11 protein-coding genes are annotated in these 13320 nt (G+C 27.7%); 3 read left to right on the forward strand and 8 right to left on the reverse strand.

Annotated elements, in window-relative coordinates:
• Positions 1-15: 15 nt before the first annotated feature.
• Positions 16-1185 (forward strand): acetate kinase, encoded by a 1170-nt coding sequence (locus AVBRAN9333_RS00780; protein ID WP_214117921.1) that lies wholly within the window; start codon positions 16-18, stop codon positions 1183-1185.
• Positions 1186-1259: 74 nt separating this feature from the next.
• Here the strand turns inward: AVBRAN9333_RS00780 and AVBRAN9333_RS00785 are convergent, their stop codons facing one another.
• The 8 genes from AVBRAN9333_RS00785 to AVBRAN9333_RS00820 all read right to left on the reverse strand — a co-directional run bounded on the left by AVBRAN9333_RS00785 (position 1260) and on the right by AVBRAN9333_RS00820 (position 10696).
• The gene (locus AVBRAN9333_RS00785) at positions 1260-1787 is read right to left on the reverse strand and encodes a hypothetical protein (protein WP_336609262.1); all 528 of its coding nucleotides are present in this window, start codon (positions 1785-1787) and stop codon (positions 1260-1262) included.
• 162 nt (positions 1788-1949) lie between these two features.
• Positions 1950-2117, reverse strand: a complete 168-nt coding sequence (locus AVBRAN9333_RS00790) for a hypothetical protein (RefSeq protein WP_214117923.1) — start codon at positions 2115-2117, stop codon at positions 1950-1952.
• Positions 2118-2188: 71 nt separating this feature from the next.
• Positions 2189-2854 carry a restriction endonuclease subunit S gene (locus AVBRAN9333_RS00795; protein ID WP_336609263.1) on the reverse strand — a complete coding sequence of 222 codons (666 nt, stop codon included), beginning with the start codon at positions 2852-2854 and terminating at the stop codon, positions 2189-2191.
• Entirely contained in the window at positions 2811-6095 is a 3285-nt protein-coding gene (locus AVBRAN9333_RS00800; protein ID WP_336609264.1) for an N-6 DNA methylase, read from the reverse strand. Before AVBRAN9333_RS00800 ends, AVBRAN9333_RS00795 begins: the two co-directional genes overlap by 44 nt.
• A 58-nt stretch (positions 6096-6153) precedes the next feature.
• On the reverse strand, positions 6154-7791 hold the full coding sequence (gene pgi, locus AVBRAN9333_RS00805; protein WP_239802695.1) for a glucose-6-phosphate isomerase: 1638 nt from the start codon (positions 7789-7791) through the stop codon (positions 6154-6156).
• Positions 7791-8762: a glucokinase gene (locus AVBRAN9333_RS00810; RefSeq protein WP_214117926.1), complete on the reverse strand. Its 972-nt coding sequence runs from the start codon at positions 8760-8762 to the stop codon at positions 7791-7793. Before AVBRAN9333_RS00810 ends, pgi begins: the two co-directional genes overlap by 1 nt.
• Entirely contained in the window at positions 8743-9414 is a 672-nt protein-coding gene (gene pgl / locus AVBRAN9333_RS00815; RefSeq protein WP_214117927.1) for a 6-phosphogluconolactonase, read from the reverse strand. Before pgl ends, AVBRAN9333_RS00810 begins: the two co-directional genes overlap by 20 nt.
• Position 9415: 1 nt before the next feature.
• Positions 9416-10696 (reverse strand): glucose-6-phosphate dehydrogenase, encoded by a 1281-nt coding sequence (locus AVBRAN9333_RS00820; protein WP_214117928.1) that lies wholly within the window; start codon positions 10694-10696, stop codon positions 9416-9418.
• Positions 10697-10808: 112 nt separating this feature from the next.
• On the opposite strand from AVBRAN9333_RS00820, the gene edd reads away from it, so the two are divergent.
• Positions 10809-12605: a phosphogluconate dehydratase gene (edd, locus tag AVBRAN9333_RS00825; protein ID WP_336609265.1), complete on the forward strand. Its 1797-nt coding sequence runs from the start codon at positions 10809-10811 to the stop codon at positions 12603-12605.
• A gap of 10 nt (positions 12606-12615) precedes the next feature.
• A complete protein-coding gene (locus tag AVBRAN9333_RS00830) occupies positions 12616-13242 on the forward strand; it encodes a bifunctional 4-hydroxy-2-oxoglutarate aldolase/2-dehydro-3-deoxy-phosphogluconate aldolase (RefSeq protein WP_336609266.1) in 627 nt (208 codons plus the stop codon).
• The last annotated feature ends 78 nt before the right edge of the window (positions 13243-13320 follow it).

Genomic DNA, 13320 nt, shown 5'->3' on the forward strand with positions numbered 1-13320 from the left:
AAAAAAGGAAAAATTATGAAAAAAATATTAGTTTTAAATGCAGGTTCAAGCTCACTGAAATTCCAATTATTTTTTAATGAAGATAGTGTTGCGAGTGGTTTGGTTGAGCAAATTGGAGAAAGCAATTCAAGAGCAAAAATTAAATTTGATGGCAAAGAATTAGAGCATTTAGGTGGCATAAATAATCACGAAGATGGCTTAAAAGTAGTTCGTGATTTATTTGCTAAAAGCGGACTTTTAACTGATTTTAATGAATTAGCAGCAGTAGGTCATCGTGTGGTGCATGGTGGGGATAAATTTATTAAAGCAACATTAGTTGATGATAAATGTTTAAAAGCTTTAGATGAATTAGTAAAATTAGCACCTTTACATAATCCTGCAAATATTTCAGGAATTAAAACAATCATAAATCTTGCTCCAAGTGTTAAAAATATAGCAGTATTTGATACAGCATTTCATCAAACAATGCCAGAAATCGCATATCGCTATGCAATAGCTAATAAATATTATGAAGAAGATGGCGTTAGAAGATACGGCTTTCATGGAACTTCTCATGAATTTGTAACTCGTGAAGCAGAAAAATTCTTAGGTATTAAAAACATAGATGCAATTACAGCTCACTTAGGAAATGGTGCAAGTATTAGTGCTATTAAAGATGGTAAATGCGTTGATACTTCAATGGGTCTTACTCCACTTGAAGGATTAATGATGGGAACTAGATGTGGGGATATTGATGCTGGAGCTTTATTTTATTTAGCATATAATAAAGGTTTAAGCATTGCTGAACTTGATAAAATTTGCAATAAACAAAGTGGTTTATTAGGAATTTGTGGTGCAAATGATATGCGTGAAATTGAAGAAAAAATGCAAAATGGTGATAAAAAAGCAAAATTAGCATTTGATATGTTTTGCTATAGAATTGCAAAATACATAGGCTCATACCTTGCAGTAACTCCTGCTAAGGCTCTAATTTTTACAGCAGGTATTGGTGAAAATGATGATTTAATGAGAGCTGCGGTTTGTAAGCAACTTGCACATCTTGGCTTTAGCATTGATGAAGAAAAAAATGCTAAGCGTGAAAAAGTAGCTAGAAATATAGCAAAAGCTGATTCAAAATACCCAATTTTAGTTATTCCAACTAACGAAGAATTATCAATAGTAAAACAAACAATGGAACTTATTTAATCCTATTGATTTAAATTCTTGTAAAACTATAAATAATTAAACATTATTTGTAGTTTTACTGCCATTATATCTTCTTAATTGTATTTTATTTTATATGTTGGGATTACATAACCACACCCATCTATATAATATTCTCTCTCTTCTTTTTCCTTAGTATATGAGTTATATAACATTACTTGCATTTCATCTCCATCTATAAATTGAAATGAATTTTTATCAAAAAATCTTTTTTTAAAAAATACTAGATTATTGTTAAATTCATTAACTTCTTTTAATTCTAAACTATCTAAAGTTTTAAGAGATTTAACTTCATCAATGCTATTATAATTTTGCACTTCATATATTTTTGCATTAGTTAATTTAAAATAATTTGCAATTGCTCTTTTATATTTTTCTTCTTTTTCTAAATTACATTTATATCCGCTTTTAGAATAATCATATTTATAATTTGTATACTCATTTTTAAAATCCCAAAATAATAAATAGCCTTCTACTTCTAATTGCCTTTCAAGAGAGCAAAGCTCTTTTTTGGTTTTAAGAAATTTATCATAAGTTGAACTAAAGTATTCATTATACAAATACTCTAAAATCATAATAAGCATTAAAAAAGCTAAAATGACAATAATAAAAAACGCTAAACTCAAACCAACAAATAAAGATTTTTTTTATTAATTCTTTCATAAAAGAAAGCATTTAACACTCCATATTTTTAATATAATCTTGTATTCTAATTTAAATCCTTTAAGGAATTTAAATTAGATTAATTATTTTTTATTGATTATATTTTTTATGATTGTTTCCAATTTATCATTATTAAATTGTTTTTCAAAAGTAATATTTATACCTTTAAAAAGACTTTCTGCGTTAGTAATTTTCGCATTTTCATCACTTCTTAGATTGATTTTACTATCTACGCCTTTACTTTCAAGCACAATAATATATAAGCAATATACTTTGTATATTTATCTTATTTATAAAATACTATATCAATAATATATAATTATCAATATATATATTTTGCTAGTATTTTATTTATTATGTTGTTTTTATCATTGATATCTTTTTCAAGTTCATAAATCTTATTCTCTATTTTATCTATAATGTTGATTAAAAGTTTTTGTTTATCAATAGGTATTAATGGTATTTCAACTTCATCTTTTAAAATTTGAGAATTTAAGCTAGTGCCAAATGTATTTTTATTTTTTAGATCTAAATCTATAACTTTATTTTTAAATAGATAAAACAAATACTTATCTAAAACTATATTTTTATCCTTAGGTATAAGCCCAGCAATGGCTTCGTTTGTGTATAAATCAGCTCCGGCTAATGCTACTTTTCCTATGCTTAATTTAAAACTTAATAAAGTAGTCCCACTTGGTATTAACTTAACATTTGATTCTTTTACACCTAGTTCTGTGATTTTTTCTTTTGTATCAGATATTATATTACCATTCATTTCAGCAATACTAACCCATAAATTATTTCCACCATAGTATAAATGGTTTTTCCTACTAGGTGTACCACCGATTAAAACCTTACAAATTTGTCCTAATTTTTTATTATTTATTAATATATTTGATAAGTCATCAATAAAATCTAAAGAAATACCTAAGAATTTGAATAGCTCAACTCTTAAATCCCCCCCCCCCGTTACTGCTAATAATTCCAACTTTACTTAATATCTCAGATATTAATCTCTTATATTCTTCTATACTCATTCTTATTGTTTCAAATTGCTTATTTACTTCTTCACATTCTTTTACTATTTGTTCTTGAACATCCAAAGGAGGTAATGGAATTTGAAAACTACTAAGAGTTGAGACATTTATGTATTTAACACTCGATTTACTAGCTAGATTTTCAAGTTCATTTGAGTACATTCTAAAAATATATACCAAATATTCAGGTATTACTTTATCAAGCTTACAAACTAAAGCATTAATTTGTTGATTTGTGGTTAATATATCTTTGTTTATTGCACACTTACCTATTGTTGCTGTACAAGACAACAACACTGAATTTTTAGGCACAATTTTTACTTTTTTTTCATCTACTGCTAATTGTGAAATATAATCTTTTGTCTCATTTATATATATGCTATTTGTAAAATCAGGTATGGTTAACCATTGTATATCTTTTTTGTCCCAATACTTATTTTGAGATTTTAAAGGTGTTGAACCATTAATAATATCATTTACACATTCTTTGATACTTATGATTGGATATTTGCTATTTTTCCAAAAATATTCTACATGATTATGCGAATTGGTTAAATTGATATTAATTTTTAAATTAAAATTTGCATTTTTAAAATCAATTAAATTATAATTTTTTTCATAACTTACATATTTACTTAATTCATCGTTAATTATAATTTCATTATTTAAAAATAATTCTTTAATTTTATAAGATATTTTTTCGTCATTATTAATATTATTTTTATCATATAAGGGTGTATTGTATGGATCGTTTAATTCTCTTAATCCTGGATCATCTTTATCTGTGCTCCATTGATAGCCTAAAAATTTCTTTTTTTCATCGTTTTTATCAGGAGCTTTTACAATAATCAATTTATTATCTTTTATCATAGAAAAATATATCAACTTTTTATTTTCAATATTTTTTACAAACTCTATAAAAATACCATTTTCTAAATCTTCTTTTATAGTAGAATCTTTATAAACTTTGCTTTTTGTTAATTTTTTATAAATATTGCTTTTATAAAAATCATCCAAATAATCTTGAAAGCATTCTAATAACTCATCTGTATAATTTTCGTTTATTAAATCTATAAAAATATCTTTTTTTATACCTCTAAAAGCTACATATTCGTCTATATAGCCATTATCTACAAAATTATCATCATCTATCAAATTAGAAGCTTTTAATCTATCTTGCAAGGTTTTAAATTTTATAGAACTAGATGTTAAACCTAAATCCTTATCTTTATCATATGTTTTTAATTTGTGCAAAAATAAAATAATAGTGTTGGTTCCAGTAGCTCCAAATGTACCAGACGGCAACTCAACAATAGCTTTTATATCAAAATTTTGAAATATCAGTTCTCTTACTTCTTGATATTTTCCAATATTACTATTACTTAAAAATGGTGATGGCAAAATTATCGCTGCATTTGCGTTATCATTTAATAACTGAATAGCCCTTTCTATAAAAAAGCATTCTATAGAATTAAAAGTATCTTTATTTATGTCTTTATTAAATAGTATATATTTTTCTAAGTCTTTTTCGCTTAAAGTTTCTAAAAAACCCTTGACCGAATAAGGCGGGTTAGCAATTAATAAATCAAAAGAATAATTTTCAATATTTTCATTACTAGCTAAAGCATCTGCATAAAAAATATTTATCTCATTTTGCCCATACATACTTGCACTAACTTTTGCAACTTTGCTCAATCTATATTCTTTTTCAATTCCATAAATATTTTTATAATACTCTTTTAATTTTTCTTTATCATTAATTTGTTTTTCAATAAAACTTGCATATGTATTTAAAAAATGTCCTGCTCCGCAAGCATAATCAATCACTCTTAAAGGCTTATTTATATTATCAATAGGTAAAGAATGCATAATAAACTCACATATTTGAATTGGTGTAAAAAATTGCCCCTCATCTTGTTTCATGCCTTTTTGCAAAAACAATTCAAATAAATTACCTAAAAATTGCTGAACTTTATTTTCTGTTAATCGTATATCTTCAAAAAGCCTAACTATATTTTTTAAAACTATAGCATTTTTATAAAATAAATCTTTATTATGAACTTCCAAAAACGCAAAATCATTATTAGAATAAAATTTTAATTGCCTTATATAATCTTGAATTTGTTCTTGCATACTTTGCATAGACTTTTTGCTTCTTGAAGTTGTGTTAAAAACATCTTCTATATTTGCATTTTCAACATAAGTAATATCTTCATTTAAAAATTCTTTCATTGCATTTTTATATAATTTCATAAGTCTATCTTGCAAACTTTCGTAAGTGTCTGCCATAATTCCACGATATTTAAATTCCAGATTATTTTTATTAAATGTCTCATCATAAATTTTGCATAAAAACAAATTTACAAGCTTATCAAAAGCATTTTCTTTACCTGATATATTATGTTGTCTTAGAATAGTCGCAAAATCATTGTATAAAGAATTGTTTTGATGGTCAAATTCTTTTAAGTCTGTAAATTTTAATGATAATTTACCAGCTTCATATGGGTTTATATCAGACTCAAAAATTCCACTTGTCAAATAATTTTGTTGATAAATTTCTTTCCATACTTTAAAAATTTCATTTTCATCACTTGCTGATATATAACTCAATTTATAATCATTTTCTTTAAGGTATAGTTCATTGTCTTGCATATTGAGTATATAGTTAAAATAATATATCTCATCGTTTATAAAATCACTAGTATATAAACATAAAAATTTTACTTTTTTATTTTGTCTAAAATAAGATAATAATTGCCCTCCATCTTTAAGCATATTATTCCACTCATTTTCAAATTCACTACTTTTAGCATCAACTTTTGTTTTGTATGTTTTGCATTCAATTAATATATATGATTCACCTAATTTATCTTTTACTAAAATATCTGCTTTTCCGCTAGACTTCGATTCTCTACCTAATTTATATTTTGGTTCTAATTCTATATGGTTTGGATCGTAGCCTTTTGTTAATAACCTATCTATACACTCTAATACTACAAAATTTTCATTTTTTTCAAAATTTGATGTAGTTTTGTCATGGAGTTTAATTTGTTCTGGAAATATAATTTTTCTATTTTTAAAATCAACCATAATAAAAATGTTATTTAAATATTGCTTTTTATAAATAAAATCATTATCTTTTTTAAAATTTAATTTATTTAAAACTTGTAATAGGTTATCATTTGTAATCACTTTTCTCTCCTTTTTTCGTGGAATTTAAAATAGGAATTTCATAAAGAAATTCCTAAAATTATTTTTTATTAAACTCTTTATATAATTTTATTAGATTTGTAGTTGAGCTATCGTGCTCGTAACTCACATCACTTCTTAGCTCTTCAAGTATTGTTTTAGCTAAAGTTTTGCCTAATTCAACGCCAAATTGGTCAAAACTATTTATCCCCCAAATCACACCTTGAACGAATATTTTATGCTCATATAATGCAATTAGGCTACCTAGATTTCTAGGGCTTATTCTTTCTAATAAAATCGTATTGCTAGGGCGATTTCCCGAAAATTCTTTATGTGGGATTAGCTTTTCTATCTCACTTTCACTTAAATTACTTTTACTAAGTTCAGCTCTTACTTCATCCTTGTTTTTGCCTTTCATAAAGGCTTCAGCTTGAGCGAATACATTGCTAATTAAAATTTCGTGGTGTTCTGGCATATCGTGTGGTTTTTCAAGACTTACTATTAAATCAATCGGACTTATATGAGTTCCTTGATGAAGTAGTTGAAAAAATGCGTGTTGAGCGTTAATTCCTGTTTCACCCCAAATGATTGGAGAAGTTTCGTAATTAATTAATTCCCCATTTTTACTAACTTGTTTTCCATTACTTTCCATATCAAGTTGTTGAATAAATCTTGGAAAATGCTTTAAATATTCATCATAAGGTGCGATTATATGTGAGCCACCACCATAAAAATTAATATACCAAATACCTATTAAAGCCAAAATCACAGGCAAGTTTTTAGAATATTCAGCCGAGCTAAAATGTGAATCCATTAAATACGCACCTTCTAGCATTTGCCAAAAATGTTCTTTTCCTAAATAAATCATAATAGGAAGACCAATTGCAGACCACAAACTATAACGCCCACCGACCCAATTCCAAAACTCAAACATATTATTACTATCTATTCCAAATTCTTCAACAGCTTTTTTATTAGTTGAAACTGCTACGAAATGCTTAGCTACAAAGCGTTTATTAACTGCGTGATTTAAAAACCACTCTCTAGCAGTTAAGGCATTTGTTAGGGTTTCTTGAGTTACGAATGTTTTTGACGCTATTATAAAAAGTGTAGTTTCTGGATGAACGCTATCTAATACATTTTGTAATTTTGAGCCATCTACGTTTGATACAAAGTGCATTTTTAGTCTTGGGTGTGCGTATTTTTTCAAAGCATCACAAGCCATCAATGGTCCTAAATCAGAGCCACCAATTCCTATATTTACAATATCAGTTATTACTTGATTTGTATAGCCTAGCCACTCTCCTGATCTTATTGCGTGAGAGAATTTCTCCATTTTGTTAAGCACTGCATTTACATCATCCATTATGTTTTCATTATCTACATAAATAGGTGTATTTATACGATTTCTAAGAGCAATATGTAAAGCTGCTCTATTTTCTGTGGTATTAATCTTTTTACCACTAAACATATCTTTAATGTTTTGTTCTAAATTAGCTTCTTTTGCAAGATTAATAAGATTGCTTAAAATCTCTTCATCTATTCTATTTTTAGAATAATCAACCTTAATCCCACCAACTTCTAAAAAGTATTTATTCGCTCTATTATTATCATTAGCGAATAAATCTTTCATATGAGTATCTTTTGATTTGTTGTATAAAGACCATAATTTTTCATAGCTTTTTAATTTACTTAACATTATTTATCCTTTAAATGATTTTGCAGTGCCACACTAGCGCCGTTTATACCTGGAAATTTTGATAAAACCACAAATACAGGAATTGCTGCTAAATAACTATCAAATCTACCTTTATTCTCAAATCTTGCTCTAAATGATGAGTGCTTAAAATACTCTAATATCTTAGGAATTATCCCACCACAAATATAAACACCACCCCTAGCACCTAGAGTTAATGCCAAATTTGAAGCAATTGTTCCTAGCATTGCACAAAATATATCAAGACTTAATCTACATAAAGCTGATTTTTCGCTTAATGCTAGTTCGCTAATTTTACTAGCGTCTAAAGTATCATTTATACCTTCTTTATGTGCTAAAGCTTCATATATTAGCTCAAGTCCCATTCCGCTAAGCAATCTTTCAGCCGATACATGCCCGAATTTGTTTTTTGCATAATGCCAAATCATTGATTCAATCTCATCAAAAGGTGCAAAGCTAACATGTCCACCTTCACCTGATAGTGCAATATAGCCATTTTTACTAGGGATTAATCCACTAACTCCAAGTCCTGTGCCAGGCCCTAAAACAGCTTTTACGCAATTTTCTTCAGCTTCTCTTCCACCAATTTGAACTAATTCATCACTATTTAATTTTGTAATAGCAAGTGCTTGAGCAGTAAAATCATTTAGAATTAATAAAGTATCAAATCCTAATGCAAGTCTTGTGGTATTGATTGAAAAAGCCCAATGATTATTAGTCATTTGTATAAAATCACTTGTAACAGGATTTGCCATTGCAAAAGCAGCGTGTTTTACATTTACATTTTTATCTTTTAAATATGCTCTTACAGCATCTATTATAGTATCGTAGTCTTTGCATTGTAAGACTTCTATTTTATCTATGTTTCCTGATTTAAATTCTAATGCAAATCTAGCATTAGTTCCGCCAATATCTGCTAATAATCTTGGATATTCATTTTGCGTAATAGACATCTAAATTTCCTTTTGAATTAATTACATAACTTATTGGATATTTTTTATTTTTTTCTTTACAAGCTAATAAAAATACTTGATATTTCTCATCTCCACTGATATTTAAAAATATTCTTTTAGCTTTTAATATGCTTTCTAAACTAAGGCTAATTCTATCGTAATTAGGAGTTTTTACTATGTGATAAGCTTGGTTTTCATCACTTAATAATTCATCTAAATTAGAAGCTGTTGGAAAGATTGATGCAGTATGAGCATCAGCTCCCATACCTAAAATCAAAATATCAGGAGTTTGATAAATATTATTAGCGTGATTTTTTAAAGCCTCATAATCATTAATTAATTCATCTTTAATACAAGTAATTAAATTAGCCTTACTAGCGTCATTTTGTAATAGATTTTGCTTTACTAGATTTGTATTGCTATCTTCGTGATTTGTAGGCAAAATCCTTTCATCTACTAAAAATACATTTACTTTAGTCCAGTCAAGCTTTTCTTTACTTAATTTAATAAATAAATCTTTAGGACTTTTACCACCTGATACATAAAAATTTACGCTACCTTTACTATTAATACATTCATTTAATGAAAATACTAATTCTTTATATAAAGCGATTTCGCTTATGTTTTTGTCATTGAATGTAAATAATCTCATCTTAGTCCTTAAAAATAATTTCATTTGTGTAGGCTTTGTATTTATGCATTGTAAAATCATCATTATCAATTACATCTTGCACCCATTTCCAAGCACTCTCTAGCTCATCTTTTTCATTAAATGAGCTTAAATCTTTATTAATTACATTTAAAAGTAATCTTTCATAAGGTGGCATTTTTTCAATATCACAAATTCCTATTTCAAATTCTTTAAACTCTTCGGCTATTTTTAAAAGGAATTTGATTTTAGGTTTTGGTTGGATTTCTATATACATTTTTCCACCATTTTTAAAGTCAATATCAAAATATACTTTATTTTCAGCCATTCTTTTGCCTGTTGCAAGTTTTATTAAAACGCCTTTGTAGTTTTCTTGATTTGAACTAGTTTTAATTGATACGAAAGTTTCTGTCCTACTATCTTTAGCCACATTTAATTCGTCTAAATAACTTAAGCTATCTTCATTAGCTTCATATTGAGCTTTAATTACATTTTTAAAATCAATTTTTTCAAGTGAGTTAAAAAACTCAAGCTTAGCTTTTCTAATATTAGTTGAATTAATATCAATCATAAATAAAGCTAACATTTGTAACATATGATTTTGTAACATATCTCTTAAAGCACCGCAGCTATCATAAAACTCTCCACGACTTTCAACACCTAAACGCTCTAAAACATATAAATTAATGCTTTTTACATAGTCTTTATTAAGTAGTGCATTAAAATGTGGATTTTGTTTTCTAAACTCAAATAATTCTTTAACCATACTTTTACCAAGATAATGATCAATTCTATAAATTTGTTCTTCTTTATAATATTTTGCTACGCTTTCATTGATTGCTCTGCATTCATTTAAGCTCATTCCTAAAGGTTTTTCAAGAACTATTCTAACATTGTCTTTATTCATATTTAATTCGCTTAAATTCTTACAGCAAGTGATGAAAAATTCAGGCGAAATTGAAAAATATATAATAGTATCTTTGCCATCTCTTAAATTGCTTTTAAGTTTTTTAAAATCTTCAAGATTATTAATATCTACGCTCTCATAAGATATTTTTTCTAAAAAATCGTTCCATTTTGTAGTATCTTTTAAATGGATTTTTGATTTATCGTTTAATTTTTGCTTAAATTCTTCTAAGCTAAGCTTACTTCTACCTGTAGCAAGTATTTTAAAATCTTCGTGAAGCAAGTCATTTAAAAAGGCTTCATAAAGTGAAGGAAAAAGTTTTCTAAGAGCTAAATCTCCAGTAGCTCCGAATAATAAAAAATCAAAATTAGTTTTCATAAATAATCCCTAAGTAAAAATAATTTTTTAAATCTTACTAAAAAGGATTTAACATTAATAACATTTATTTATTTATAATAAATCAAATATTTTAAATGAAAGAAGCTTATTTATGACAAATAAAAAATTATTAGAAATCACTGAAAAGATTATAAAAAGAAGTGAAAAAACTAGAAAAGATTATCTTAATTTAATAGATAGTGCTAATGAAAAAATCAATCGCTCAAAGTTAGGTTGTGCTAATTTAGCTCACGCTTATGCAGCAATTCCTGAAAGCGTAAGAGAAAAATTAAATAATTCAAATAGCACTCATTTAGCTATTATTTCAAGCTATAACGATGTTTTATCAGCTCACGAACCTTACAAGGATTATCCTTTAAAATTAAAGCAATCTTGTATAAAAGAAGGTGTAAGTGTTCAAGTTGCAAGCTGCACTCCTTCAATGTGTGATGGTATTACTCAAGGCTATGATGGTATGCAACTTAGCCTTTATTCTCGTGATGTAATAGCTATGAGCACAGCGATTGGATTATCTCATAATATTTTTGATGGGGCGTTTTATCTTGGAGTGTGTGATAAGATAGTTCCTGGGCTTTTAATGGGAGCGTTAAGATTTGGGCAATTACCTGCTATGTTTATTCCAAGTGGTCCTATGCCAACAGGACTTAGTAATTCTGATAAAAGTATTGCTAGAGAAAAATACGCTCAAGGACTTATTTCTAAGCAAGATTTATTAAATACTGAAATGAAAATGTATCATAGTTCAGGCACTTGCACCTTTTATGGAACTGCTAATTCAAATCAAGTTATGATTGAATTATTAGGTCTTCATATGCCAAATTCTGCTTTTATTAATCCAAATACAAAGCTAAGAGAAAAAATAATTGATTTTAGTGCTAGACATTTTGCAAAAGGTGTAAAAGATAAAAGTATTTTACCAATAGGTAAAATGATAGATGAAAAAAGTATAGTAAATGCAATAGTAGGGCTTATGGCAACAGGTGGCTCAACCAATCATACTTTACACTTAATTGCAATTGCAAAGGCTGCGGGAATTATTATTAATTGGGACGATTTTAATGATATTTCAAATATTACTCCACTTTTAGCTAAGGTTTATCCTAATGGTAAGGCTGATATAAATGATTTTTATGAAGCGGGTGGATTGTCGTTTGTAATTAATGAATTATTAAACAATGGTGCATTACATGATGATGTAAATACTATAGCAGGATTTGGGCTTAGTAATTATACGAAAGATCCTATCTTAAAAGATGATGAAATTACTTATGAAAAATGCCTTGAAAATAGCAGAAATGTTGAAATAATCACGACTTATGATAAGCCATTTAGCACTACAGGTGGGCTAAAAGTTTTAAGTGGAAATATTGGTCGCTCGGTAATTAAAGTAAGTGCTGTAAGCGATGATAATTTATATATTAAACAAAGAGCTATCGTATTTAACGACCAACTTGAGTTAATGAAAGCTTACGAAAAAGGCGAATTGAATAAAGACTTCATAGCAGTTGTAAAATATCAAGGCCCAAGAGCAAATGGAATGCCTGAACTTCATAAATTAATTCCGCCTTTAGGGGTATTAATGTCTAAAGGATATAAAGTCGCATTAATTACTGATGGTAGAATGAGTGGGGCTAGTGGAAAAGTTCCTGCAGCAATTCATACAAGTCCTGAAGCCTTATTAAATGGAAATATTGCTAAGATTAAAGATGGGGATTTGATAGAATTTGATGCAATCAATGGCACTTTAAATGTATTAGAAGATGATTTCTTAACTAGAGAAATTAAGCATATTGATTTAAGTGCAAATGAGTTAGGTAGTGGTAGAGAGCTTTTCAAAGCTTTAAGAAATAGTTGTTTAAGCGCCGAAGAAGGCGGAGTAAGTTTTTAAGGAAGAAATAATGAATGCAAGAGAAATTTTAAAAATAAATCCAGTAATTCCTGTGATAGCAATTGATGATATAAATGATGCCTTACCTTTAGCTAAGGCTTTAGTTTTAGGTGGAGTAAGAGTGCTTGAAATTACTCTTAGAACCCCTGCAGGGCTAAAAGCAATTGAGTTAATTAGTAAAGAAATTCCTGAAGCAATCGTTGGAGCAGGAACAGTAATTAATGCTAAGCAATATAAAGATGTTGTTAATGCTGGTGCAAAGTTTGCAATAAGTCCAGGTATTACTGAAAAATTATTAAAAGAGATTGATTATAAAATCCCTTTAATAGCAGGTATTGCAAGTCCAGCAGAGCTAATGCTTGGGCTTGAATATGGGCTTGATACCTTTAAATTATTTCCTGCTAGTGTTGTTGGTGGAGTGCCTATGTTAAAGGCTATTTATGGGCCATTTAGTGATGTTAGATTTTGTCCTACGGGTGGTATTAGCGAAAATAATGCTAAAGAATATTTAAGCCAACCAAATGTGCTTTGCGTTGGTGGTTCTTGGCTTGCACCAAAAGAGCTAATAAAGGCTAAAAATTGGGATGAAATCACAAATATTGCAAGAAAAACTTTAGAGTTAAAAAATACTTTATAAGGCTTTATTTATAAGTAGGCTTAGTGCGAAAACTAAGCCTATAAAAATTAAATTCTTTACTTAAAAACATTAGCAAGA

Source organism: Campylobacter sp. RM9333, assembly GCF_020137705.1.
GTDB lineage: Bacteria > Campylobacterota > Campylobacteria > Campylobacterales > Campylobacteraceae > Campylobacter_E.